This is a genomic window from Kitasatospora sp. NPDC034023 (assembly GCF_055575795.1).
This window is the reverse complement of record NZ_JBVIRY010000032.1, coordinates 19,652-44,217: the sequence shown is the minus strand read 5'-3', so window position 1 is coordinate 44,217 and position 24,566 is coordinate 19,652. Positions and strand designations below refer to the sequence as shown.

At 75.2% G+C, this 24,566-nt stretch carries 24 protein-coding genes; 13 read left to right on the top strand and 11 right to left on the bottom strand.

The window, feature by feature from the left end; all coding sequences use genetic code 11:
* Positions 1-10 precede the first annotated feature (10 nt).
* On the top strand, positions 11-3,235 hold the full coding sequence (locus ACZ52R_RS33020; RefSeq protein ID WP_465754678.1) for an ATP-binding protein: 3,225 nt from the start codon (positions 11-13) through the stop codon (positions 3,233-3,235).
* 86 nt (positions 3,236-3,321) lie between these two features.
* On the opposite strand, the gene ACZ52R_RS33015 is transcribed toward ACZ52R_RS33020, so the two are convergent.
* A complete protein-coding gene (locus tag ACZ52R_RS33015; protein ID WP_465754677.1) occupies positions 3,322-4,581 on the bottom strand; it encodes a cytochrome P450 in 1,260 nt (419 codons plus the stop codon).
* 181 nt (positions 4,582-4,762) lie between these two features.
* Between ACZ52R_RS33015 and ACZ52R_RS33010 the strand changes: the two genes are divergently transcribed.
* Positions 4,763-5,704 (top strand): TIGR01777 family oxidoreductase, encoded by a 942-nt coding sequence (locus ACZ52R_RS33010; RefSeq protein WP_465754676.1) that lies wholly within the window; start codon positions 4,763-4,765, stop codon positions 5,702-5,704.
* A 161-nt stretch (positions 5,705-5,865) separates the two neighbouring features.
* Complete coding sequence (locus ACZ52R_RS33005) at positions 5,866-6,735, top strand: hypothetical protein (protein WP_465754675.1); 870 nt, start codon at positions 5,866-5,868, stop codon at positions 6,733-6,735.
* Positions 6,736-6,803: 68 nt separating this feature from the next.
* On the opposite strand, the gene ACZ52R_RS33000 is transcribed toward ACZ52R_RS33005, so the two are convergent.
* Both ACZ52R_RS33000 and ACZ52R_RS32995 read right to left on the bottom strand, forming a co-directional pair.
* Positions 6,804-7,805: a PHP domain-containing protein gene (locus tag ACZ52R_RS33000; protein ID WP_465754674.1), complete on the bottom strand. Its 1,002-nt coding sequence runs from the start codon at positions 7,803-7,805 to the stop codon at positions 6,804-6,806.
* 13 nt (positions 7,806-7,818) lie between these two features.
* Positions 7,819-9,054, bottom strand: a complete 1,236-nt coding sequence (locus tag ACZ52R_RS32995; protein WP_465614921.1) for a carboxylate-amine ligase — start codon at positions 9,052-9,054, stop codon at positions 7,819-7,821.
* Between the two features lie 301 nt (positions 9,055-9,355).
* On the opposite strand from ACZ52R_RS32995, the gene ACZ52R_RS32990 reads away from it, so the two are divergent.
* Entirely contained in the window at positions 9,356-9,844 is a 489-nt protein-coding gene (locus ACZ52R_RS32990; RefSeq protein ID WP_465754673.1) for an ATP-binding protein, read from the top strand.
* Positions 9,845-9,944: 100 nt separating this feature from the next.
* Here the strand turns inward: ACZ52R_RS32990 and ACZ52R_RS32985 are convergent, their stop codons facing one another.
* Entirely contained in the window at positions 9,945-10,268 is a 324-nt protein-coding gene (locus ACZ52R_RS32985) for a plasmid stabilization protein (protein WP_360510044.1), read from the bottom strand.
* A gap of 266 nt (positions 10,269-10,534) precedes the next feature.
* On the opposite strand from ACZ52R_RS32985, the gene ACZ52R_RS32980 reads away from it, so the two are divergent.
* The 3 genes from ACZ52R_RS32980 (at position 10,535) to ACZ52R_RS32970 (ending at position 13,722) form a co-directional block, all read left to right on the top strand.
* On the top strand, positions 10,535-11,581 hold the full coding sequence (locus tag ACZ52R_RS32980; RefSeq protein ID WP_465754672.1) for a SigB/SigF/SigG family RNA polymerase sigma factor: 1,047 nt from the start codon (positions 10,535-10,537) through the stop codon (positions 11,579-11,581).
* A gap of 80 nt (positions 11,582-11,661) precedes the next feature.
* The gene (locus ACZ52R_RS32975) at positions 11,662-12,339 is read left to right on the top strand and encodes an HAD family hydrolase (protein ID WP_465614924.1); all 678 of its coding nucleotides are present in this window, start codon (positions 11,662-11,664) and stop codon (positions 12,337-12,339) included.
* A gap of 303 nt (positions 12,340-12,642) precedes the next feature.
* On the top strand, positions 12,643-13,722 hold the full coding sequence (locus ACZ52R_RS32970; protein WP_465754703.1) for an iron-containing redox enzyme family protein: 1,080 nt from the start codon (positions 12,643-12,645) through the stop codon (positions 13,720-13,722).
* Here the strand turns inward: ACZ52R_RS32970 and ACZ52R_RS32965 are convergent.
* From ACZ52R_RS32965 to ACZ52R_RS32955, 3 genes are all read right to left on the bottom strand, one after another.
* Entirely contained in the window at positions 13,660-13,932 is a 273-nt protein-coding gene (locus ACZ52R_RS32965; protein WP_360510048.1) for a CDGSH iron-sulfur domain-containing protein, read from the bottom strand. The genes ACZ52R_RS32970 and ACZ52R_RS32965 overlap by 63 nt on opposite strands.
* Positions 13,916-14,572 carry a HemK2/MTQ2 family protein methyltransferase gene (locus ACZ52R_RS32960; protein ID WP_465614925.1) on the bottom strand — a complete coding sequence of 219 codons (657 nt, stop codon included), beginning with the start codon at positions 14,570-14,572 and terminating at the stop codon, positions 13,916-13,918. The genes ACZ52R_RS32965 and ACZ52R_RS32960 overlap by 17 nt, the downstream gene beginning before the upstream one ends.
* 240 nt (positions 14,573-14,812) lie before the next feature.
* Positions 14,813-15,700, bottom strand: coding sequence for a Rieske (2Fe-2S) protein (locus ACZ52R_RS32955; RefSeq protein ID WP_465614926.1), 888 nt, complete (start codon positions 15,698-15,700; stop codon positions 14,813-14,815).
* 285 nt (positions 15,701-15,985) lie between these two features.
* Here ACZ52R_RS32955 and ACZ52R_RS32950 point away from each other — a divergent pair, with 285 nt between their 5' ends.
* The 3 genes from ACZ52R_RS32950 to ACZ52R_RS32940 all read left to right on the top strand — a co-directional run bounded on the left by ACZ52R_RS32950 (position 15,986) and on the right by ACZ52R_RS32940 (position 17,656).
* Entirely contained in the window at positions 15,986-16,444 is a 459-nt protein-coding gene (locus ACZ52R_RS32950; protein ID WP_360510051.1) for an SRPBCC family protein, read from the top strand.
* A 158-nt stretch (positions 16,445-16,602) separates the two neighbouring features.
* The gene (locus tag ACZ52R_RS32945) at positions 16,603-17,022 is read left to right on the top strand and encodes a hypothetical protein (protein WP_465614927.1); all 420 of its coding nucleotides are present in this window, start codon (positions 16,603-16,605) and stop codon (positions 17,020-17,022) included.
* 121 nt (positions 17,023-17,143) lie between these two features.
* Entirely contained in the window at positions 17,144-17,656 is a 513-nt protein-coding gene (locus ACZ52R_RS32940; protein WP_465614928.1) for a hemerythrin domain-containing protein, read from the top strand.
* Between the two features lie 90 nt (positions 17,657-17,746).
* Here the strand turns inward: ACZ52R_RS32940 and ACZ52R_RS32935 are convergent, their stop codons facing one another.
* A complete protein-coding gene (locus ACZ52R_RS32935) occupies positions 17,747-18,799 on the bottom strand; it encodes a YihY/virulence factor BrkB family protein (RefSeq protein WP_465614929.1) in 1,053 nt (350 codons plus the stop codon).
* 241 nt (positions 18,800-19,040) lie between these two features.
* Here ACZ52R_RS32935 and ACZ52R_RS32930 point away from each other — a divergent pair, with 241 nt between their 5' ends.
* Positions 19,041-19,412, top strand: a complete 372-nt coding sequence (locus ACZ52R_RS32930) for a low affinity iron permease family protein (protein ID WP_360510055.1) — start codon at positions 19,041-19,043, stop codon at positions 19,410-19,412.
* A gap of 86 nt (positions 19,413-19,498) precedes the next feature.
* On the top strand, positions 19,499-19,663 hold the full coding sequence (locus tag ACZ52R_RS32925; RefSeq protein WP_465614931.1) for a hypothetical protein: 165 nt from the start codon (positions 19,499-19,501) through the stop codon (positions 19,661-19,663).
* Positions 19,664-19,751: 88 nt separating this feature from the next.
* Here the strand turns inward: ACZ52R_RS32925 and ACZ52R_RS32920 are convergent, their stop codons facing one another.
* Positions 19,752-19,919: a hydrophobic protein gene (locus tag ACZ52R_RS32920; RefSeq protein ID WP_465614932.1), complete on the bottom strand. Its 168-nt coding sequence runs from the start codon at positions 19,917-19,919 to the stop codon at positions 19,752-19,754.
* Positions 19,920-20,058: 139 nt separating this feature from the next.
* Between ACZ52R_RS32920 and ACZ52R_RS32915 the strand changes: the two genes are divergently transcribed.
* Positions 20,059-21,258 (top strand): PP2C family protein-serine/threonine phosphatase, encoded by a 1,200-nt coding sequence (locus ACZ52R_RS32915; RefSeq protein ID WP_465614933.1) that lies wholly within the window; start codon positions 20,059-20,061, stop codon positions 21,256-21,258.
* 96 nt (positions 21,259-21,354) lie between these two features.
* On the opposite strand, the gene ACZ52R_RS32910 is transcribed toward ACZ52R_RS32915, so the two are convergent.
* Both ACZ52R_RS32910 and ACZ52R_RS32905 read right to left on the bottom strand, forming a co-directional pair.
* Entirely contained in the window at positions 21,355-22,023 is a 669-nt protein-coding gene (locus ACZ52R_RS32910) for a hypothetical protein (RefSeq protein ID WP_465754671.1), read from the bottom strand.
* Between the two features lie 72 nt (positions 22,024-22,095).
* Positions 22,096-24,519, bottom strand: a complete 2,424-nt coding sequence (locus ACZ52R_RS32905; RefSeq protein ID WP_465754670.1) for a condensation domain-containing protein — start codon at positions 24,517-24,519, stop codon at positions 22,096-22,098.
* Positions 24,520-24,566 lie beyond the last annotated feature (47 nt).

The following is a 24,566-nucleotide window of genomic DNA, read 5'->3' as shown; positions in this document are numbered from 1 at the left end:
ATCTGGCGCGGTGACGATCGAGCTGCGCATTCTGTCGACGGTCTCCTGCCGGGGAGAGGAGGTCACCGCGCCCGGGCTGCGGGGGCTGTTGGCGCTGTTGGCGGGGGAGGTGCGTGGTGGGTGCGGCAGCGGGCGGCTGGTGGACGGGCTGTGGCCGCAGGAGGGGCCCGAGCGGCCGGGGAAGGCGCTGCAGGTGCTGGTGTCGCGGGCGCGGGCGAGGTTCGGGGCGGAGCTGATCGTCAGCACCCCGACCGGGTACCGGCTGGGGCTCGGGGAGGAGCGGGTGGACGCCTCGGCGGTGCTGTTGCACGCCGCCGCCTGCGCGGAGAAGGCGCGGGCCGGGGACCATGCCGGGGCACTCGCCGAGGCCGAGGCCGGGCTGGAGCTCTGGGGCCCGGGGGACATCGCGGACGAACCCGCGGGGGCGGACCCGGTCGCCGTGCTGCGTGCCGAACGGGCGCGCACCTACCGGGCGTTGCGGCGGGCGCGGGCGCTCGCACTGGCGCGGACCGGACGGCACGCGGAGGCGGTGGAGGCCCTCGCCGTGGAGGCGACCGGCCGGGCTCGGGACGAGGAGGTGCTGCTGGAGCTGCTGCGCTGCGAGGCCCGGACCGCCGGGGCGGCGTCCGCGCTCGGCCGGTACGACCGCTACCGCCGTGGGCTGCGGGACACGCTCGGCACCGACCCGGGGCCCGAACTTCGGGCGCTGCACCAGGAGTTGCTGCGCGGTGAGGCGGCCCCGGTGCGGCGCGGGGTGCCGCACGAGCCGAACGCGCTGGTGGGCCGGGAGGCCGACCTCGCCGCCGTGGCCGAGCTGCTGCGGACCGCCCGGGTGGTGTCGGTGGTGGGCCCCGGCGGGCTGGGGAAGACCCGGCTGGCGGCGGCCATGGCGCGGGAGGCGGCGCAGCGGGTGGTGCACCTGGTGCCGCTGGCAGGGGTGGTGGCGGACGAGGACGTGGCCGGGGAGGTGGCGGCGGCGCTCGGCGTGGGCGATCCGGCCGGGATCTCCGGCGCGCTGGGCCCCGGGCCGGCGCTGCTGGTGCTGGACAACTGTGAGCAGGTGGTGCGCGGAGCCGCCGAGTTGGCGCACGCCCTGGTGGCCGCCCGCCGGGACGTCCGGGTGCTGACCACCAGCCGTGCGCCACTCGGTATCTCCGCCGAATCGGTTTACCTGCTCCCGGAGTTGGGCCGGGACGCCGCCGTCGAACTGTTCACCCAGCGGGCCCGCGCCGCGCGCCCCGACGTGGAACTGCCCGCCGGGCCGGTCGCCGAACTGTGCGCCCGGTTGGACGGGCTGCCGCTGGCGGTGGAGCTGGCGGCGGCCCGGGTGCGGGTGTTGTCGGTGGCCGAGATCGCCGGACGGCTGGCGGACCGCTTCGCCCTGCTGCGCGGCGGTCCCCGGGACGCGCCGCAGCGCCACCGTACCCTGCAGGCGGTGGTCGACTGGAGCTGGAACCTGCTGGAGGCGCCGGGCCGGGCGGCGCTGCGCGCGCTCTCCGTCTTCCCCGGCGGCTTCACCGCCCGGACCGCCGAGCACCTGCTGGACGACCCCGACGCGCTGACCGTGCTGGAGGACCTGGTCGACCAGTCGTGGCTGCGACTGGTCGACACTCCGACCGGCGGGCGCTTCCGGATGCTGGAGACGGTACGGGAGTTCGGCGCCGCCCAGCGCGCGGACGAGGGGGAGGAGGAGTCCGTCACCAGCCGATTCCTCGACTGGGCACGGGAGTTCGGCCTCGCTCACCACGACGGACCGTTCGGTCCTGCGGCAGTGGCGCAGTGGCGGCTGATCCGGGCGGAGCAGGACAATCTGGTCCGCGCGCTGCGACTGGCCCTCGCCGCCGAGAACGCCGAGAACGGCGGGGGCGCGGGAGACGCCGGGGGCACCGGGGATGTCGGGGATACCGGGGTTGGTCCGGCGATCGCCGCGATCGCCGCCGTCCTCGCCGCGCTGTGGACGACCGAGGGCAACTACGTCCGACTGCTGGCCTTGGCCGAGGACACCGGCGGCCCGGTCTCCCGGCACTGGACCGAGCTCGAACGGGCCGACACCGCCCAGGAATTGGCGGATGCAGTGCGCACCCTCACCGCCCTGAGCACCGTCAACACCCTGCTCACCGCAGGCGGCGGCCTCGGCGCCGGCACCGGCGCGCTGCGCCTGCTGGCCACCCTGCGGCGGCTGCCCCCGGCCGTGCCCGACACCCCCGTGCGGGCGATCGCCGCCGTGATGGCGGCCGTGCCCGAGGTGCTGGGCCCGGACGGCACCCGGCTGGCGGAGCTGTGCGCCGCGTCCGAGCCACTGCTCGCGGGCGTGGCCGAGGCGGTGGCCGGCTACCGGTGGGAGGGCGCACGGCAGGTGGAGCGGGCGATCGCCTCGGCGCGGCGGACGCTGGCGGCCTTCGAGTCGCTGCGGGTGCCCTGGCTGCGGGTGCTGGCGCCGGCCCGCCTGGGCGAGCTGTACCTGCAGGATGAGCGGGGTTCGGAGGCGCTGCCGCTGCTGCGCGCGGCGATCGCGGCGTTGGACGAACTCGGCGACTGGAAGGACATGTTGGGCCTGCGCTGGGGCATGGTGATCGGTAGCCTGCAGGCCGGGGACTCGGACGGCGCCGAGCACTGGCTGGAGCTGGCGGTACGGCACCGGCCGGAGGAGGCGGTCGACCTGGTGGCTCCCGAGCTTGGGGTCCGGGCGGAACTGGCGCTCGCCCGGGGCGAGTCGGCGGCAGGACTGGCGCTGTGGCGGCGGGCCGCCGGGCTGTCGGCCCGTGGGGCGGAGCCGCCCGCGGGCCCCCTTACGGACCCGTCCTGGGCGCTGGAACTGGCGGCGGTCTGCGTGGCCGCGCACGCCCGGCACGGCGAGCTGGAGCGGGTCGCGCCGCTGGCCGCCGCCCTCCCGGAGCGGCTGGCCGCACTGCTGGCCGGCGACGGCGAGGACGGCCAGGCGGTGTTGGTGGCGGGCCCGCTCGCCGGGGCACTGCTGCTCGCGCTCGGCCTGGCCGCGCTGGACCGGGGTGCCCGCGAGTCCGACGCCGAGCGGACCGGGGCCGGGGTGCGGATGGTCGCGCTGGCCGAGCGCTTCCGCTGCCTGCGCAGCTTCCAGCCGACCATGGGATCGGCCCCGGCCCGGCGCGACGCCGAGCGGGCCGACGCGGGGGAGTACCACCGGGCGGTCACCGGGTACGCGGCGCTGGACCGGGCCGCCCTGGCAGCGGAGGCGCTGGCGCTGGTGCGACCCTGACTCCCTGACTCCCTGATGCCCTGACGCCCTGGCGGCGGAGGCGTCGTCGCTGGTGCGGTCCCGGGGCCCTGGCGGGACGCCCCTGCTCAGAGCCGCACCGGCAGCCGCAGCAGGTGGAAGCCGTCGGCCGGCCAGTGGCCGAACTGCAGCTCGTCCCGTCCGACGCCGAGCGCCGCGTCCGGCCGCCGGATGAGCACCTGGTCGAGGACCACCGAGGTGACCAGTCGGCCGAGGGCCGCGCCGAGGCAGTAGTGCGCGCCGTGGCCGAACGCCAGGTGGCCGTCGCCGCGCCCGAACTCCCGGGCGATGTCCAGCCGTTCGGGCGTCTCGCCGTACTCCTGCGGGTCGTGGTCGGCGGCCAGCAGGGCGACGGTCACCGGGTCGCCGGCCTTCAGCGCCGTCGCGGCGAACTCGAAGTCCTCGGTGGCGTAGAGGGTGGCGCCGATCCGCACCAGGCTGATGTACCGCAGCAGTTCGGGGACGGCGCGCTCCAGCAGCTGCGGCTCGGAGCGCAGCCGGGCGAGCTGGTCGGGGTGGTCGAACAGGGCGAGCAAACCGTGGGCGAGGAAGAGGGCGGGCGGGGTGATGCCGGTGTTGATCAGGAGGAACACGACGGTCACCAGGTCGTCCTCGGCCAGCGGCTCCTCGCCGTCGCGGGTGTCGTGCACCAGCGCGGAGATGAGGTCCTCGGTGGGCTCGGCGCGGCGGCGGGCGATCAGCTCCTTGACGTAGTCGACGATGCCGACCAGGCCCTCGACCATCCGGCTGCCGTCGCCGTACGCGAAGTCGCGGATCCATTCGCAGACCCTGGCCCGGTCGGCCGCCTCGACGCCGACCAGCTCGCAGACCACGTACGTGGTGAGCGGGTAGGCGAACTCGCCCAGCAGGTCGGCGGGTTCGTCCTGGGCGGCGAGGCCGGCGATCAGCTCGGCGGCGGTGCGCTCGACGAAGCCGCGCAGGTCGGCGATCCGGCGGGCGGTGAAGGCGCGGGTGAGCGGGGCGCGGCGGCGGGCGTGGTCCTCGCCGTCGAAGAGTGCGAGGTGGCCGGAGAGGTACTTGGCGTAGTCAGCGGGGAAGCCCTCGAAGGCGGCGGCCAGCAGTTCGTCCTGCGGGTCGGACTCGGCGCCGGCCGGGGCGGCGATGCCGCTGCGGTCCCGGACCAGGCGCGGCTCGGTGAGCGCGGCCTTGACGTCGGCGTAGCGGGTGACCAGCCGCACCGGGCTCTCCAGGCCGGGCAGGACGACGTGGGGCAGCTCGGCCTGCTCGCGAAAGGCGGCGTAGGCGCCGACGGGGTTCTCGATGTCCTCGGGGGTCAGCCGGACGGGGGTGGCGGGCGTGCTGGTCACGTGGGTTTCTCGTTTCGTGAGGTGGGGCTTCCGACGTCCCAGAGCCTGCCGGGAGCCGCCTTCAGCGCGGTTTCAGCGCGGTTTCAGGATGCGAGCGTGGTGTCAGGAATCAGGGAACCCGCGCAATTGAACGCGTTCAGAACTCTGGGCTAGGCTGGCCCGAGAAGAAGAGGGGGAACGCATGAAGGTCGTCATTCCCGGAGGAGCCGGCGCCCTCGGCATGCTGCTCGACCGCAGCCTGACCGCCGCCGGACACCAGGTGGTCACCCTGAGCCGCAGACCCGACCGACCCCGGCAGGTCGGCTGGGACGGGCGCACGCTCGGAGCCTGGGCGGAGCAGATCGACGGCAGCGACGTCGTGGTCAACCTCGCCGGGCGCAGCGTCAACTGCCGCTACACGGAGGAGAACCGGCGCGAGATGATGGACTCCCGGGTCCTCTCCACCCGCGCCGTCGGCCTGGCCGTCGCGGCCGCGCGCCGCCCGCCCGCCGTCTGGCTGCAGATGAGCACCGCCACCGTCTACGCCCACCGCCACGACGCCCCGAACGGCGAGCACGACGGCCTGATCGGCGGCGCCGAACCCGACGCCCCGGCCTCCTGGCGGTACAGCATCGACATCGCCCGGGCCTGGGAAGCGGCCCAGGCGGAAGCCGACACCCCGGCCACCCGCAAGGTCGCGCTGCGCACCGCCGTCGTCCTCGGCGCCGAACGCTGCGGCGCCTTCGACTCGCTCTCCTGGCTGGCCCGCCTCGGTGCCGGCGGCCCGATCGCGGGCGGCGCGCAGTACGTCTCCTGGATCCACGAACACGACTTCGCCCGCGCCGTCGACTTCCTGATCGCCCACGAGGAGCTGACCGGTCCGGTCAACCTCGCCGCCCCGCACCCGCTGCCCCAACGCGAGTTCATGCGCGACCTGCGCACGGCCTGGGGCATGCCGCTGGCCCTGCCCGCCGCGCGCTGGATGGCCGAAATCGGCGCCTTCACCCTGCGCTCCGAGTCCGAACTGCTGCTGAAGAGCCGCCGCGTCGTCCCGACCCGGCTGCTCGAGGCCGGTTTCACCTTCGAGTACCCGCGCTGGCCGGCCGCTGCCCGCGACCTCGTCCGGCGCCTGCGCGGGAGGTAGGGAGGCAGCGGGCAGCGGGCAGCGGGCAGCGGGCAGCGGGCAGCGGGCAGCGGGCCGGTGTGGCGGGCGGGTTCGTCACGGAGCCGTCACAGCTGCCGGCCCGCGCTTGTCCGGGCCGCGCGCCGACCGCGAGGGTGGGAGCACGACCGGGGAGGGGCGGGATGGCGACGGGACAACTGGCCTTGATACGGCTGGCGTTCATGCGGCGACGGGCGGACGTCATCGGGGTCGGCTGCCTGCCGGCCCTGATCGCGGCGATCGTGCTGAGCTCGACCGGCGCCACGAGCGTCGGGACGACCCTGCTGATCGGCGCCGCAATCGTCGCCGCCGTGACGGTCGGCGCGCCGCGCACGTTCTGGCTGCGGGAGACGGAGTCGGGCCTCACCGTGGTGCGCCTGCTCGTCGCGAAGCACTACACCTGGTCGGAGATCCGGGGGATGGCCATGGACTTCGACGAGGAGCAGGAGAACAGCGCCCATCGGGTCCGTCTGCGGCTGCGGCTCGTCGACCCGCCCGGCCGGTTCTGGGGTCCGCTCCTCGGCGAACTCACGATCGACGACGACGACCGGCCGCGTGGAGTCGAACCGCGCGCCCTCGCCGAGCTGTTCGCCCTCTTCGGCCGGCACGGCCTGCCCGTCGACCGCCCGGAGTTCGCGGACGCCGTGCTCTCCGCCCACGGCCTGCCGCCGCTCCCGCCCCCACCCGCACGGACCGTGCCGGTCGGGACGGTGCCCACGCCCGGGGAGGCGTACGCGGACGCGCCCGCCGTCGCGGAGGAGAACCGGCACCTCGACGCGTACCGGCGCAGCGGCAACGAGCCGCCCCGGCGGCGGCGCGAGTACCTGCTGCGCCGCGCCGCGCTGTGCGACCGGCTGGCGGCGGGCACTGGCGACGCGGACCTGGAGGAGGTGGCGGGCGCGCGGTTCGCGGCCGAGCAACTGGCCGACCACGACGGCGTCACCGCCGACGGCGACCCGCGCGGGTACGTCCGCCGGCAGTACCTGGACTGGAGCCGACGATCGGGCCGCTGACCCCCTGCTGACCCGGCTGGGCCCGGACCCGCCAGAGCTGCCAGAGCTGCCCGGGCACGGAGGCGTGATCAGCCCCGGGTCGGTCCCGCCCACGCCAGCAGGCGTTCGCGTGGCCAGGTGGTGACCAGCCGTTCGGGGCCGAGGCCGAGGCGGGCGGCGCGGGCGTACCCGGAGGTGATCCAGTGGAGCTGCTCGGGCGCGTGGGCGTCGGTGTCGACGGCGAACAGGCAGCCCGTCTCGGCGGCCAGGCGCAGCAGCTCGTCGGGCGGATCGCGGCGCTCGGGGCGGCAGTTGATCTCCACCGCCGTGCCGGCCTCGGCGCAGGCCGTGAAGACGGCCTCGGCGTCGAAGCGGGACGGTGGCCGGCCCCGCCCGGTGACGATCCGCCCGGTGCAGTGCCCGAGGACGTCGGTGCGCGGGTCGCGGACCGCCGCCAGCATCCGGGCGGTCATCGGCTCCGGGTCGGCGCGCAGCTTCGAGTGCACGGAGGCCACCACGAGGTCGAGCCGTCCGAGCAGGTCCGGCTCCTGGTCGAGGGAGCCGTCCTCGAGGATGTCGCACTCGATCCCGGTCAGCAGCCGGAACGGGCCGTCCTGCTCGTTCCAGGCCGCGACCGCGTCGAGTTGGCGCCGCAGCCGTTCGGGTTCGAGGCCGTGGGCGATCGTCAGCCGGGGCGAGTGGTCGGTGAGCACGGCCCAGCGGTGCCCGAGAGTGCGGGCGGCCTCGGCCATCTCCCCGATCGGGCGGCCGCCGTCGGACCAGTCGGAGTGCAGGTGGCAGTCGCCCCGCGCGGCGCCGAGCAGCTGCCACCCGGCGGCCGCGGCGGGCCCCGCCTCGGCCTCCAGCCGGGCCAGGTACGGCGGTGTCACGCCCGTGGAGGCCTGCGCGATGACCTCGGAGGTGACCGGTCCGACGCCCCGCAGCCGACGGACCCGGGCGGCGTCCACGGGCCCGGGCGCCAGGCCGTGGACCGCGTCGGCGGCCGTGTGGAACGCCCGGACCCGGTAGGGCGAGGCTCCGTTCCACTCCAGCAGGAAGGCGATCCGCCGCAGCGCTTCGGTCGGGTCCACGGCCGTGACCGCCTCAGGGCGCCGCGAGGGTGAGCGCCGCCAGCTCGTCGACCACGGCGGTCAGCCGGCCCCGGCGGCGCAGCGCGCGCCGCTGGCGGTCGGCGCCGGTGCCGTGCCGGTGGATCCGGGTGAGGGCGGCTTCCACCGTGGCCAGGTCACCGGCGGCGGCCAGGCCGGGGGCGGCCCGTTCGAGGAGGCGGTCGGCGAGTGCGGCCATCGGGACGTGCCGTCCGGTGAGCGGGTCGACGCCGTTCCCGGACAGACCGCTGCGGGCGGCCTGCCAGTGGGAGGCGCGGACCACCGCGGCCGGACACACGGGGGCCGGCCGTCCCTCGCCGATCTCGTCGAGCAGGACGACGGCGAGCCCCCGCAGCAGCGCGGCGAGCAGCAGGACGGTCCGCAGGTCTGCGTTGACGTCGGCGACCCGGACCTCCAGCGTCGGGACGTGCTCCGAGGGCCGGGCGTACCAGTAGACCATCCGGCGGTCGAGCAGGACGCCGGACCTCACCAGGGCGGCCACCAGGGCCTCGTACTGCTCCTCGTCCAGCACCGGGGCCGGGCCGACGGTGGGCCAGCGCGCCCACCGGACGGTGCGCCAGCTTGCGTACCCGCTGTCCCGGCCGTCCGTGAACGGGGAGTTGACCGCGATGGCCTGGACGACCGGAAGCCAGGGACGCAGGTGGTTGCCCAGTGCCAGCGCCTGTCCGCGGCTCACCGTCCCCAGGTGGACGTGGCAGCCGCAGAGCGCGCCGGCGTAGCCGTCGACCACCCCCTCGTAGCGGGCCGCCATCGCCCGGTAGCGCGGGTCGTCGGTGACCCGGCCCGGCCGCGGGTCGCCGAGCACCGGCGTGCCCGAGGCCACCAGCAGGCAGTCGGCGTCGGCCGCCGCGGCCGCGACGACCGAGCGCAGGCGGACGAGGTCGGCCCGCAACTCGTCGAGCCGGGTGGCAGGCTGCGTGCACACCTCCACCTGAACGGCGAAGAACTCGGCCTGGACCTGCTCGCCCAGCACGGTCGCGGCGTCCGCGATGACCTGGGGCGCACGCTCGGCGGGCAGCCGGGTGTGCCGGTCGACCAGCAGGAACTCCTCCTCCACCCCGAAGGTGGGCAGAACCGGCCTGGCTGCTCCCCCGGTGACCGCGGCTCGCCGCCCCGGGGCGGGTGCGCCGCACGCGGCGCCCTTGACGTCGATCGGCCCGGGCCCGGCGTCGGTCGCGAGGCCGGGGCTCGGAGGGATGTGGATCCGCATGGCGGGCGTCTTGCCGGGCGGCCGGCGCCGAAACGTCGTCCGACGGGCCTGCGCCCGAGGCTGCTGCCGGCCCCGCGCCCGGGCGCGTGCAGGCGCGCGTGTAGGCGCAGGAGCGCCGGGCAGACGCTGGTCATGGACGAGGACCAGGCGGCCTGCCGGGCCACCTCCGGGACGGACCCGCCGGGTCCGGCACCGCGGGATCCGGGTGGGTCCGGCGACCCCGGATCGGCGTGAGGGGGACGGTATGGACCTCTTCGGACATGTGTCGCTCCCACGCCCCGTCGGGGCACCGAGCGCGGAGGTGAGCAGGAGGCTCGTCTTCCCCGGCCGCGGCGGCAGTTGGGTCGGCGCCGGTGCGGTGCAGCGCAGCCGTGTGTTCAGCCGGCAGGTGCTGCGGTCCTGGCACTGGCTGCCGACCGCCGACGAGGAGCGGCAGTTGGTGGTCGAAGATGTCCTGCTGATGGTCTCCGAGCTGGTCACCAACGCTTGCATGCACGCCCCCGGCGGCCCGCGTGAGCTGCGGTTGCGCTGGGACGGCGAGCGGCTGCGGGTCGAGGTCGCGGACGCGAGCCCGGTGCCGCCGAGGCTGCGCCCGTACGCCGACCCGGGTCGGCCGGGCGGGCACGGGCTGCGGGTGGTGGAGCGGCTCTCCCGGTCCTGGGGCTCGGAGCCGGAGGGCGGCGGGAAGCGGGTCTGGCTGGAGGTGGCGGCCCCGGTCCCTCTTGTCGACCATGGCGGAGAACACGAGCTGACGGGTCATGAGGGCCGTACGGGACCCCGGGGGACGTGACCCCGGAGGACGTGACCCCGGAGGCGGCACCGGCACCGGCACCGGTTAGGCACCGGCACCGGTTTGGCGCCGGTGCCGGCCGGGTGTCGGTCGGCTCGGCTCAGTGGCCGAGCGCGTTCGCCAGCTCGCGTTTGTTCATCTTCGAACGGCCCTTGATGTTGCGGTGCTTGGCCTCGTTGTACAGCTGGTCGTAGGTCGGACCCTGGGAACCGCTGTGTGAGCGCTTCCCGCCGCGGTGGCCGGAGGACACGTCATTGATCGAGCTGCGGCTCGCGGTCTCCGACTCGCCGTGCCGGGCGCGCTCCTTGTTGACCGTCCGGGCGGCGATCTCCTTGGCCCGCTTCTCGCTCTCGCCCCGGTCGAGCGCGCTCTCCTTGATGTGCTCGTACTGGCGCTCCCGCTTGGGGCTGGATCCTCGGGGCATGATGCCCCTCCTTTCGTGGCCGAGGTGGTTCGAGGTGTGACGGGATCGCGACTACCCGTACAAATCAGAAAAAAACGATCGAAACATGAATTCAATGTCGTATGTCGGGTAGAACCTCATGCAGCGGCCACGACCGGATCCGGCCGCTCCAGCACCCGCCGGGTGCCACCGGGACCGCGCTTGAAGAAGCCGGGCACAGGTCCTGGGGGAAGAAGCCCCCGACGCGCGAACGAAAGCTCGCGCCCCGTCGCCGGGCGTTCACCCCGATGCCCAGGAGAAGTCAAGTGTCCACCTCACTGGAAACAGCCCGCCAGGATGCCGTCACGCCTCCCGTGCTGCCCGCCGACCTGCCGGATCTGCCTGCCGACCTCCCGCCGAGACCCTCCGAGGCCGAACTGAGGTCGATGGGGAAGACGGAGGCCCGCGAAATCAGCGACGCCCTGTTCGAACGTCTGGCCGGCCTCGCCCGGGAATCCCACGCCTACAGCTACGTCCGCGGCACGATCATCGAACTCAACATGCCGCTGGTGCGCTTCATCGCCGCCCGCTTCCGGCACCGCGCCGAGGACATGGAGGACATCCTCCAGGTCGGCACGATCGGCCTGATCAAGGCCGTCGACGGCTACGACCCACAGCGCGGCGTCGAGTTCGTCACCTACGCCATCCCGACCATCACCGGCGAGATCAAGCGGTTCTTCCGCGACACCTCCTGGCCGGTGCGGGTGCCGCGCAGCATGCAGGAGCTGTACCTGACCGTCGCCCGCGGCTCGGACCGCCTCGAACAGGAACTCGGCCGGCTGCCGCAGCCCGAGGAGCTCGCCGAGGGCCTGCACCTCACCGTCGAACAGGCCACCGAGGGGCTGCTCGCGGGCCGGGTCTACCGCCCCAACTCCCTGGACGCGCTGCGCGACCAGGACGCCGACGAGAGCGGCAGCGCCCTGCTCGACCGGCTCGGCAGCTACGACCCGGGCATCGAACTCGTCGACTTCCGCACCGCCGTGCGCCCGCTGCTCGCCGACCTGCCGCGACGCGAGCAGATCGTCCTCAAGCTCCGCTTCTGGGACGGCTGCACCCAGTCCCAGATCGCCGAACGCATAGGCGTCTCGCAGATGCACGTCTCCCGACTGCTCAGCGCCACCCTCACGCGGCTGCGCGAACAGCTGGAGGACCGCGAGGCCCCCGGCTGGACCGACGAAGTCGAGGAATCCGAGGAAGCCGACGAGGCCGAGGAAGCCGATTCGCCTCGCGACCCGGACGGACCGCAGGACCCGGACGGACCGCAGGACCCGGACGGACCGCACGACCCGGCCTGAGACCGTCGGCCGGCGCCGAGGGCGCTAAGCGAGAGCGTCCCGAGCGTACGGCCACGTCCGGCGGACCGAAGGAGGACCAGGTGACCACGACCGCGGCGGCGCTCTTCGACGTCGACGGGACCCTGCTCGACACGGCCTACTTCCACGCGCTCGCCTGGTGGCAAGCCCTGCGACAGCACGACCGGACGGTCCCGACCGCCCGGGTCCACCGGGCGATCGGCATGGGCGCCGACCAACTGCTCGACCACCTGCTCGGCGAGGACCGCGACCACGGCGACGACGACGCGATCACCGCCGCCCACGACGCCCTCTACGCCGCCCACTGGCCCGCGATCACGCCACTGCCCGGCGCCGCCGACCTCCTCCACGCCTGCGCCGCCCGGGGCCTGCGGGTCGTCCTGGCCAGCTCCGCCTCCGAGCGGGAACTGACCGTGCTGCGCCGCGCACTGGACGCCGACGACGTGATCGCGGCCGCCACCACCGCGGACGACGTGGCCGCCACCAAACCCGCGCCCGACCTCGTCCGGGCCGCCCTGGACCGTGCGGGCGCGGCCCCCCGGGACACGGTGTTCGTCGGCGACACGGTCTGGGACATCGCCGCCGCCGACCGTGCCGGGGTGCCCTGCGTCGCTGTCGAGAGCGGCGGCTTCTCCGCGCAGGAACTCCTCGGCGCGGGCGCCGCCGAGGTCCACCGCGACACCGCCGAGCTGCTTGCCGACCTCGACAGCAGCCTGCTCGTGCAACGGCCTGTGGGCTGACGGCGCCACGGCCGCCCTGTCGCCGGCCCTCGGTACGGCGGGGGAGCCGCCCAGGGGCTCCCTGCTCGCGGGCAGGTGCGTGCTCGCCGGGGCATCCGGGTCGCTCGCCGTCCGGTTGGGGCCCGCCCGTCGCGTTAGCGGCCGCGCACCCCGGGCACCCGCTACGGCGGACCGAAAGCACCCTGCGGACCGGGAGTACTGCGTAGACCCGGAGCACTGCGCAGACCCGGAGTACTGCGCGGCGACGAGGCGGAGGGTATGGAGGCGGAGCGTATGGAGGCGAAGCGTATGGAGGCGAAGGGCATGGACGGGCGGCAGCGGGACGTACGGTTCGGCGACCACCCGGCGGCGACGGGCGGCCCGCCCGCCCCGCGCGGGCCCCTGTCGGCGGCGGTGCTCGCGCTGGCGGGAGCGGGAGCGCCCGGCGCCGGACGCCTGCTCGCGCCGCCCGGGCCTTTCACCCACCCCTGGGGCGAGGACCACCAGCTCGCTCTCCACCTCTGCTACGAACTCCACGACCGGGGCCTGCCGGGCGTCGACCCCGGCTGGGAGTGGGACCCCGAACTCCTCTCGCTGCGACGCTCGTTGGAACGGCCGTTCCTCGCCGAGGTGCGCGCGGAGGCGGACCCCGTCCCGCCGCTGGGGGAGGCGCTGGAGCGGGCGCTGACGGATCCCCCAGACGGCACCGGTTCCTCGCACTTCCTGCTGGCCGAGGGCGAACTCCGGCACGCCCGCGAGTACCTGGTGCACCGCTCGCTGTACCACCTCAAGGAGGCGGACCCGCAGCTGTGGATGCTGCCGAGGATCCACGGCCCCGCGCAGGCGGCGCTGATGGCGATCCTGTACGACGAGTACGGCGCCGGACGGCCCGAACGGGCGCACGCCCTGCTGTTCGCCCGGATGATGACGGCCTTCGGCCTGGACCCCGGCTACCGGCACTACCTGGACCTGGTTCCCGCGCCGACCCTGGCGGTGGTCAACCTGATGACGCTCCTCGGCCTGCACCGGGCCCTGCGCTTCGCGGCGGTCGGGCAGTTCGCCACCATCGAGATCACCTCCTCGCCCGGATCGGCCCGGCTGGCCGCGGCGCTCGAACGGCTCGGCGGCGGCCCGGACGGCACCCTCTTCTACCGCGAGCACGTCGAGGCGGACGCCGTCCACGAGCAGTTGGTGCGGCGCGGGGTCATCGAGGAACTGGTCGCCGCGGAGCCGGAGTCGGCGAAGGACGTGGCGTTCGGCATCGCCGCCGCCGCGGTCGTGGACGGCCGCTTCGCGGACCACCTGCTCGACTGCTGGCGGGCCGGGCGGACCTCCCTCCGCTCACCCCTGCCCGACGGCCCCGCCCTGCCCGACGGCCCCGCCCTGGCCGCCGGTCCGTCCTGAGCCCCGCCCCGGCCGGCCGCGCCTGCGGTGGCTGGTGTCGCAGAACGGGTAGATCCGGCTCCGGCGGCAGGCGCACAGCGCCACCACGGGGCGCTCGGAGACCCGGACCGTGCCGTCCGGCAGGACCACCTCCACCGGGCCCTCGACCAGCAGGGGACCGCCCGGCACGACGACCACCCTGGTCGCGTCCCGGTCAGCGTTCGCGGACACCGCGCACCACCACCAGCTCCTCCTCGCGCTCACCCGGCCGGATCAGCCCGCGCCGCTCGAACAGCGCGGCCCGTGCGGTCATCACCGGCCCGAACCGCTGCCGCCGCCGGGCCGCCACGTGCACGCGCAGCCCCGCCGCGCGCAGCAGCGCGAGGGTGGCGGGGACGTCCGCGAGCGAGGACTGCACGAGCAGCAGCACACCGCCGGTGGCGAGCAGGCCGGGGGCCGTCCGGCAGATCCGGTCCAGGACGAGCCGCCCGTCCGGCCCGGCGTCCCAGGCCAGCGCGGCGCCCCGGCCGGCCGCGCCCGCGGCGGGATCGACGGGGACGTACGGGGGATTGGCGGTGATCAGGTCGAACCGCCCACCGGCCACCGGGGCCAGCAGATCGCCCCGGCGCAGCCGGATACGGAGGTGGTGCAGGCGGCTGTTCAGCCAGGCGGTCGCGACGGAGCGGGCGGACAGGTCCACCGCGGTGACCTGCGCCCCCGTCCGCGCGGCCACCAGCGCGACCGCCCCCGTTCCGGTGCAGAGGTCGAGCACCCGCCCGGAGGCGTCCAGATGCTCCCGGCGCACGCACCGGGCCAGCAGCCGAGTGTCCCCCTGCGGGGGATAGACCCCGGGTGGTCGAAGCACCAGCATGACGAGTGTCTTTCCGGTCGTTTCGTCCGCACCGTCAGGCCCGGGCAGGCGCGGCGGCGCGGGTCGGGCCATCGGACGACGGCGGTCGTTTCCTCCAGGCGTGCTCCCCGGGCGGCTGCCCCCGGTCGTGGGCGCGAAACGCCGCCCGGTGACGCGGTCAACCGGCTCCAGCCAATCAGCCCTGGTCAACCGGCCCCAACCAACCGGCGCCAGTCACCTGCCCCAGCCAACCGGCGCCGGTCACCCTGCCCCCGGCAGCCGCACCTCCAGGTGCCCCGAGAGCACCCGGGTCTCCAGCACCGGCTGCGGCGCGGTGGCCGGACCGTGCACCACCTGGCCGTCCCGCAGCCGGAACTCGCTGCCGTGCCACGGGCAGCGCAGGCAGCCGTCGGCGACGGTGCCCTCGGACAGCGGCCCGGACAGGTGGGCGCAGCGCTCGGCCAGCACGTGGCAGCTCTCGCCGTCCCGGACCACGACCACGGCCAGCTCACCGGCGGTCCGGCGGACGGCCCGGTCGGCCGGGAAGTCCTCCAGCGGGCCGAGGCCGACCCAGTCGGCCGGCGCCAACCGGGGGACGGCGGCGGCCCGGTCCGGTCCGGCGGCCTGCCGGTAGGACAGGTGCGCGCCGAGCGCGGCCCCGGCCGAGACGGCGCTCAGCCCGGCCAGGCCGAGCGCCCGGCCGCGGACGCGGTGCCCCCGGCAGCGTGCCAGCAGCGACCCGGCGTAGAGCAGTACCCCGGTGGTGTTGGAGAGCGCGTGCACCAGGCCGGTGCGGCGGCGCGGCGGATCGAGCCGCGCCCAGTCCACCCAGCCGGCGAGCGCGGCGGGTCCGGCGGCCAGCAGCCCGGCCGCCACCAGGGTGCCCGCCGACCGGCGCCCGCCCGGGGTGAAGTCCAGCAGGGCGGCGGACGTCCAGCAGCCCAGGGGGAGCTGGACCAGCGCCGGGTGGAGCGGATGGCCGAGCCACACACCGTGCAGGGCGTCGCGGTACGGCCCGAGCGGGAGTGCCTCGGCCGCGTCGGCGAGCGGCTGGGCCGGGGCGTCGAGGAAGTCCCAGTGCTCCGGCGCCTCCAGGGCGCGGCGCAGCCGACGGGACCAGCGGTGGGTGTGCAGGGGTGAGGTGTCCATACCGAGCGGCTAGCCGGGCACGGGCCGGCCAAACCCCGGAGCCGGGTGGTGTCAGCCGGGTGGTGTCATGAGCCGATCAGGGTAGCCGCGCGGGGCAGGCCGGGCCGGGTCGGCGGCCTGGGGGACCCGGTCGCGATCCTGGCGGGCTGACCACCGTCCCGGCCCTCTCGGCCCTCTCGGCCCTCCCGGACCCGACCGGGGCCGGGACGGTTACACCGGGGCCCTCCGGGCAGACGCGCGGTCGGCCGGGAAATGACCCGGCCCGTACCAGCGAGGAGGCCACGGATGAGCATCGTGAAGGAATCGGTCGACGTCGACGTCCCGCTGCACACCGCCTACAACCAGTGGACCCAGTTCGAGGAGTTCCCGCGCTTCATGGAGGGCGTCCAAGCGGTGACCCAGCTGGACGACCGGCACAACCACTGGCGCACCAGCATCGGCGGCGTCAGCCGCGAGTTCGACACCGAGATCGTCGACCAGCTGCCCGACGAGCGGATCGCCTGGCGCACCACGGACGGCGAGGTCGAGCAGAAGGGCGTGGTGACGTTCCAGCGGCTCGACGAGGGGCGCACCCGGATCAACATGGCCATCGACTTCCGGCCCGAGGGCATGGTCGAGAAGGCCGGCTCCGCGATGGGTGCGGTCGACCGGCGGGTCAAGGGGGACCTGAAGCGGTTCAAGGAGTTCATCGAGCACCGCGGCCAGGAGGAAGGCGGCTGGCGGGGGCGGATCAGCCCCGGCTGATCCCGGCTCCGTCCCGTGCGGCAGCATCCCGTGCGGCTCCGTCCCCAGGGGCGGAGCCGCACGGGTGTGCGCGACACCCGGGGACCGACGAGCCGCTTCCCGGGCCGCCGCCCACACCGGCCCGGTTGGCCTCGGCCACGCGGGGTAGGCGCGGCGGCATGGAGGACATCGGACCACCGACCGGCGATCCCGCCGGCGACGACGCGGACCAGTTGGACCTGTGCGACCACTGCGGACTGGCCGTCGCCAACGCCGACCTGCTCGGCGCCCTGGTGCCGGATTCCTCCGCGCTGCACCCCACCGACCCGGACCTGGACGGCAAACGCATCCTCATGGCCTGCTCGGTCGACCACCTGGCCGCCCTGATCGAGGACTACCGCCACCGCCCCTTCGTCCAGGAGGAGCAGTGGGCCGGCAAGGTCTGCCGAGCCATCGCGGACAGCGACGAGCCCGTCCCGATCAGCGTGGTCGCCCGACTGAGCGGCCTGTCCGAACACCAGGCGGTGCAGGGCGTGGAATGGCACAACGCCCGCGCCCGGGAGTGGCAGAAGCGCTACGGCGGCCACGGCGAGCACTGACCGCAACGCGGAGGAACGGTCCGGGGCGGGCGCTGCCCCCGTCGCCGGGCCGCGTTTGGCCGGGAGCCGTCCGGGGACACGCCCGGGCGATGGGGGAAGACCATCGACAAGGAGACACACGATGTCGAACGATGCCATCGTCCTGCTGCGGGAGGACCACAAGGAAGTCCGCCGCCTGTTCCGCGAGTACCGGGGACTCGTCCAGGGCGACGGCGACGGCGGCGCGCAGGCGCGGCACGAGAAGGTCGAGCAGATCGTCGAGGCGCTGACCGTCCACACCTACCTGGAGGACGAGCTGGTCTACCCCAGGATCCGCAAGGAGGTGCCCGGGCTCGCCGAGACCATGGACCGTGCCAAGGAGGAACACCACGTCGCCGACCTGCTCTGCGAGGAGCTGAGCCGGATGGCCCCCGACGACGACGGCTACGACGCCAAGACCGCCGTCCTGATCGACGCCGTCGAGCGGCACATCGAAGAGGAAGAGGACGACTGGTTCCCGAAGGTCCGGGCCGCCCTCGGCCGCAATGAGCTGCGGGAGATCGGCGAGCGGATGCAGGCCGTGCGCGAGACCGCACCGCGCCGACCGACCTCCGGTGGTGTGCTGCGCCGCATCGCCGACGCGCTGGAGGGCTGACCGCCCGGGAACGCGGAAGGAATCGACCCCTCACCAGTGAGCCTCACCGGTGAGGGGTCCGTTCTCGAGGTCTGAGGGCCGGGAGGCCGGTCATCCGTCCCCCCGGCCCCGGCCGCCGCCGCCCGACTTCTTCCCGCCCCCCGACTTCTTCCCGTCTCCGGGCTCTTTCCCGTCGCCCTCGGGCCCTTCCTCCTCCTGGAAGGACACGTCGACGTGCTGTTCGGGGCGGCGTTCCTCCTGCCGGGCGACGGAGGACAGGACCGCCTCGTCGGCGTCCGTGAGCGGCGGCTGCAGCAGGCTGCGCGGCCAGAGCCGGCGGGCGAGCACGACGTTGGTCTCGGCCGCGTACACGGTGACCTGGGCGGCCAGGTAGAGCCAGAAGAGCAGACCGATCACGGTCGCGAAGAAGCCGTAGATCTGGCTCGCGTGGCGCAGCTCGTGGGTGACCAGGAGTGAGCCGCTGGCCTGGAGGGCGGTGAACAGCGGCCCGGCGAGCGCGCAGCCGGGCCACAGTGCCCGGGTGGGGACCTCGCGTGGGGTGAGCACCCGGAAGCAGGCCAGGCACAGGGCGGTGTTCAGCAGCGCCGAGACGATCAGGCCCCCGATCCGGGCGGGCACCCCGCCCAGGGCGGTGCCGAGCAGCGAGGCGGCCGCCGTGCCCAGTACCAGCCCGGTGCCCAGCACGGCGAACAGCAGCAGGCTGCGCGCCAGCCGGGGCAAGTAGCCGGGCCGCTGCACCCCGGGGATGTTCCAGACCTCGGCCATGGCGTGCTGGAGGACCTGCGCGATGCCGAGCGCCCCGTACAGCATTCCGAGCGCGCCGATGAGCAGGGCCAGGCCACTGCCCTGGAGGGAGTGGACGTTCTGGCGCAGTTGGTCGCCGATGATCGGGAAGTCGGCGAGCGCGGAGTCCACGACCGAGCGCTGGGCGCCGGGATGGCCGTGCAGGACGAATCCGAGCACGGTGCTGAGCAGGAGCAGCAGGGGGATCAGGGCGACGAAGCCGTAGTACGTGATCAGGGCGGACAGCAGCCCGCCGCGGTCGTCCCCGTACTTGCGTACGACGCCTACCACCACGCCGGAAGCCCGGTGGCGTTGCTGGAAACCGTCCACGCCCCGCAGGGCTCGTTCGATCGGGTTCACATCCGGCGTCTGCCCCCGCCGCGCGGGCCGACACCCGCGGATCTCCGGTCGTCGGCACGGATTGCTCCGCCGTGGGCCGGGCACGCGCGAAGCGACAGCGGACGCAGCACGGGACAGCAGAACACAGCACGGGACGAGGAGGCAGCCGTGAACGGGATCCCCCAGGGCGGTGCGCGAAGGGTGCCGCCGCGTCGCCGGCCGCGCCCGGCGTCCTGACCGGTCCGGCGACGGGAACGGCGTCATGGCCTTCCAGCATCCATCCGAGCGCAGCCGTACGGGCCGGGGCCGGTTCGAACGGTTGGCGGAGGCGGCCTCCAACCTCACCAGCTCCCCGGCCTTCTACGCGGCCTGCGTGCTCCTGGTGCTGGCCTTCGTGGCGGTGCACGCCGCCGGCCTGGCCCTGGAGTGGCAGATCCTGGTCGGGGACACCATGACCGCGCTGAACCTCCTGCTCCTGACCCTGCTCAAGAACGCCGAACGCCGAGCGGAGCACGCCGTTCAGCGCAAACTCGACGCCATTGCCACCGCCCTGCTGCGGCAGGCCGACGGGAAGGACCCGGGCGATGCCCGCAGCGCACTCGAAAAGGCCATCGGCATGGAGGAGGAGGTCTGAGCCCTGAGCCCGGCGGTCACCGCACCACTGAAGGCCACCCTGGTGGAGGCCACCCTGGCCGACACGTTGACGGAAGGACGATTGCCATGAGCGTTCCCGAGGCGAACGAAACCCCGCAGGTCGACGACGAGACGCGCGAGCGGTCCTCGGAGCAGCGGAACATCACCGCCCCCACACCGCCGGACGTCCGGGCCAAGGGGGAGGACGACGACGAGCCCGAGCCGCCCGCAGCCGACACCCGGGCGCCGTGACAGACCCGCGCCCGCGCCGGCCGGGGCCGCCCCGGCCAGGACCGTCGCCCCGGCCATGGCCGCCCCGACGGTCCTGCGAGGGGTATGGCTACCACCGGTACCACCGTCGGCCGCCGCCGCGGTCACCCGAGGTGAACACGAAGCCCAGGACCCACAGCACCAGGACGGCGAGCGCGATCCACCACAGGATGTGTATGGCGAAGCCCGCGCCGCCCAGGATGAGCGCGAGCAACAGGACGAGAACGAGAATGAGCATGGGGATCGTCCTTCCACGGGGAGCGAGCCGTTCGGCAACAGCGTGTGCCCGCTTCGGCCGCGTCCATGCGTGGCCCCGTCCGTACGTGCGGCATCGGGCCGTCACTGGGAAGGCGCGGAGCCGACAGGAGGTGCGAGCGGTGAGCTGCGACGATGCCGTGCTGGGCGGCGTGCTGGCCCGGCTGCTGGCCCGTTCCCGGGAGGGCGGGGCGGCGGAGCTGCCCGGGCTGGTCCGGGAGGCGGCCCGCGCGCTGGGCGCGGACGGGGCGTGGGTCTTCCTGGCCGACGTCCAGCAGCGGCACCTCGTCCCGCTGCCCGGTTCCGAGGACGGGGCTGACGGCCACCAGATCGACATCGAGGGGACGCTCGGCGGCCGCGCCTACCGGCTGCAGCAGACCCAGCTCTCCTCGGGACCGTCCACGGTCGGCTGGTTCCCGCTGGTCGACGGAGTCGAGCGGATCGGCGTCCTGCGGATCGAAGGCGGGGCGCGGGACCGGGGCACGATCGACGGCTGCGAGGCGCTGGCGGCCCTGGTCGCGCTGCTGGTGGTGTCGAAGAGCGCGTACAGCGACGTCATCGTGGAGGTCGGCCGCAGGGAGCGGATGAGCCTCCAGGCCGAACTGCTGTGGGCCTTCCTGCCACCACGCACCATCGGCACTCGCCACGTCACCTCCAGCGCCGTCCTGGAACCGGCCTACGACGTGGGCGGGGACGCCTTCGACCACTCGATGGCGGGCAGCCGCCTGCACGTGTCCCTGTTCGACGCGATGGGCCACGACCTGGCCTCCGGTGGCGCCAGCTCGGTCGCGCTGGCCGCCTGCCGCTGCACCCGACGGGCCGGCGGCGGCCTGGCCGACATCGTCCGGGCCATTGACCGCACGCTGGCCCAGTGGATCCCCGACCGGCTGCTGACCGCGGTGATCGCCGACCTCGACACGGCCACCGGCGAACTGGCCTGGGTCAACTGCGGCCACCCGCCGCCGCTGCTCATCCGGGACGGCCGTGTCGTCCCGGACGCCCTGCGCCGGCCCGCCGAACTGCCGCTCGGGCTCGGCTTCCACGAGGACGGTCCGCAGCCCGTCCACCACGCCAGACTGCAGCCCGGCGACCGGCTGCTGGTCTACACCGACGGGGTCACCGAGGCCCGCTCGACCTCCGGCGAACTCTTCGGGGAACACCGCCTGACCGACACCCTCGTCCAGCACATGGCCGGCGGAGACCCCGCCCCCGAGGCCCTGCGCCACCTGATCCACGCCCTGGTCACGCACCAGGACCACCAGCTGCGCGACGACGCCACCATCCTGCTGGCGGAGTGGCACCCGCACCGGCCCGGGCCCTGAGCTCTGGTCGGGCCCTGAGCTCTGGTCCGGCCCCGAGGCAGGCCAGGGCCCTGCGGCAGGCCGGCGCCCTGAGGTCGGCCGGAGGGTGTTCGCGGACTACGGCTCCAGCAGCCGGTCCAGCACCCGGCCGAACACGACGCGCCCCAGGGCAGCGATGACCGGATCGGCGAACCGGGGCAGACCGGCGATCCGCAGCTCCTCCGCCCAGACCGCCTCACTGCCGCCGTCCACGGCCCGGACTCGCAGCACGGCCCCGCCACGCACCGGGCGGCCGCGCTTGACCAACCGGCAGAGCCCGTCGCGCCCGGGTGCGGGAGCGGCCAGCTCGACGATCTCCATCGGGTCGTCGAGTCGCAGCGGCCCGACGGACGTCCGGGCCAGGACGACGTCGCCCGCCTCCCGGCCGGTGCCCCGCGCGACGCCGACCCGGGTGAACGGCACCCGCTCCCCGTGCCGGGGCCAGGCCGTCAGCCGCTCCCAGCAGACGGCCGGCGGCAGCGGCGAACGGCGGGTCAGGACGAAACGGGCCATGAGGCCCACCGTAGTGCCGCCCGGGCGCCGGGTGCCCGTCCGCAGGGTGCGCGCCCGCCCCGGAGAGGTGCCCGTCCGCTCCGGCGAGGTGCCCGTCCGCAGGGTGCCCGCCCGCTCCGGCGAGGTGCCCGTCCGCAGGGTGCCCGTCCGCTCCGGCGAGGTGCCCGTCCGCAGGGTGCCCGCCCGCTCCGGCGAGGTGCCCGACGGCGTCGCGGTCCACCGAGGGCTGCGCACGCCGGCCGCGACTCCGCCGGCACGCAGGGGAGTCGGTCCTCGCGCGGGTGCGGGCACGGCCTGCCGGGCGGGTTACGTCCGCCCGCCCAGTAGCGCCGCCACTGCCGCCAGGTCGCTGTCCTCGCCGAGCAGCACCACCAGTGGCGGGTGGGCCGGGGGGCCCAGCCGGGCGATCTCGTACGCGGTCACGCCGAGCCCCGGCGGGGCGACGAGTGCGACCGGCGCGCGGGACTCCAGCAGCGGGCCGAGTACCGGCCGGTAGGCGGCGGCCGGTGGGTCGGTCTCGACCGGGCGCAGCACACCGAGGGCCTGCGGGCCGGGCCAGCCGCGGGCGGCGCCGGGGTAGCGGGTGCGCGGGACGCCGGGCGGGGACAGCAGCAGCACCCAGCCCGCGCCCGGGCGGGTGGCCTGGCGCAGCACGTCCAGCCGCACCGCCGGGCTGTCCGCGCCCGGGACCCCGGAGCCTGCTGGGCCGCCCGGGCCGTCCGGGCGGCCCGCGGACTCCGCGGCGCCGCCCCCGGGCTCGCCCAGCCGTGGCGCCGGCTGTCCGGCGAGCGTGGTGCGCAGCACCTCGGTGGTGCTCAGCGCGCTCGGCAGGTCCGGGAAGCTGCGCAGCAAGTGGGCGCTCTGGCTGAGGAGTTCGACGGCGTCCTGGTCGGCGAGCAGGGCGCGGTCGTGGGTGGTGGTGAGGACCAGGCCGCCGGTGGTGTCGTAGTGGGCGGCGAGGGTGATCGGGTACGAGGTGAAGGTGCCGGCCGGTGCCGGGCTCTCCACGTGGATGCCGTGTGCAGCCAGGTCGTTCTCCAGCCGCAGGTGGTGCGTCGCGGTCGGCTGGTGTTCCAGCACGACGAGGCTATTGGGCCGTGGTCCGCGTGAGCCGGCGGTCCAGTGGTGTGCCTGCCCGGGGGAGACCCACTCGTACGCGGCGAGGTCGAGGACCCCGTCGCGCAGTGCCGCGAGCAGTTGCGGCACGGTGGTGCCCGGGTGGACCCGGACGGTGATCGGCAGCGGGTTGCGCAGCGCGCCGGGCAGCCGGTCGATGCCGTCCAGCGGGATGCCCCGGCCGGAGACGGTCACCGCGAAGCCGACCCGCACGGCCTGGGCCGGGCGGCGGGGCCGGCCGGCCTGCGCGGCGCGGTACAGCAGCAGCGCCCAGGCGGCCTGCAGCGCGCTGCTCTCGCCCGCGCCCGAGGCGGCCGCCCAGCCGCGCAGCCGTACCGCCTCGTACGGGGTGAGCCGGCGCCGGGCTCGGCCGCTGCCGCGTCGGCGCGGGTCGGGGGCGAGCGGCAGGACGGCGGTGGCGCCGGGCCGGGTGGACCAGAACTGCCGTGCGGCGTCGGTGTTTTCGGCCTGCAGCCAGCGGGCGTGGTCGCGTATGTCGGGGCGGCGCTCGCCGCCGGGCAGGACGCCGCCGGTGAGGTAGGCGCGGTAGAAGGACTGCAGCAGCAGGCGCACGCTCCAGCCGTCCAGCATCGCGTGGTGGTAGCTGAGCAGCACCCGGGTGGCGGGTCCCTCGTCGGCGTCCGGCGGGGTGTCGAGCAGGGTGGCGCGCAGCAGGGCGGGGCGGCGCAGGTCGAAGCCGCGTCGGCGGTCGGCGGCGAGCAGTTCGTCCCAGTCGGCGGCGTCGTGCGGGTGCCGGGTGACCTCGGGGGCGGCGTGTTCGTGGAGCACCATCCACGGCTCGCGGTCGCGGCCGCCGTGGCGGTCCTCGTTGCCGTTCCCGTCGCCGTCCTCGTCCCAGTCGAAGGCCGCGCGCAGCACCGTCTCGTGGTCGATGACGGACTGCCAGGCCGCCGTGAAGCGCTCGGTGTCCAGCGGCCCGTGCCAGTGCCAGGACAGCTGTTCGACGTGCCGACCGCCGTGGTCCGGCTGCCCGAGGACCTGGCGCAACATCTCCCGCTGCAGCGCGCTGGTCGGCACGGTGACGGGCTCCGGCGGGTGCGCCAGCGCTTGGCGCAGCTCCTCCAGCAGCGCGAGGGCGGGCCCGGGCGGGCCGGGCGCGAGGCCGACGAAGAGCCGCACCGGGCCGTGCGCGCCGTGCGTGCCGTCCGAGTCGTGCGGGCTGTCCGGGCCGGACCTGCCGTCCCGTGGGTCCTCGACCAGGACCGCCCGCAGTCGGGGCCCGGTGGCGAGGCTGCGCCCCAGCTCGGTGAGCAGCCGGTCGAGGTCCTCCGGGCCGTCCGCCGTTCGCTGCCACAGCAGGTCCGCCCCGGTGCCGCCCGGCTCCGGCAGGACGGCCTGCAGAGCGGCCTCCAGCGCGGCGCGCAGCACGTCCGGCCGGTACGTCCGGTGCAGCTCGACCAGCAGGAACTCCTTCGCCCGGGCGGGCCGGACGGCGGCCGGCCGGGGCCCGGCCGCCGTGCGGGCCAGTGCGGCGCTCACCGCCCCGGCGTCGAGCCGTCTCGGCGGGCGGGCGGCGGGCAGGCAGGGCTCGGGCGCGGGTGCGCCGGACACCAGCAAGGTGACGGGTGCGCTGGAGAACTGACGGTTCGTCATCACTGATCAGGGCACCGGAGCCCGAGTCCTTCCCGTGGGCCGGCCAG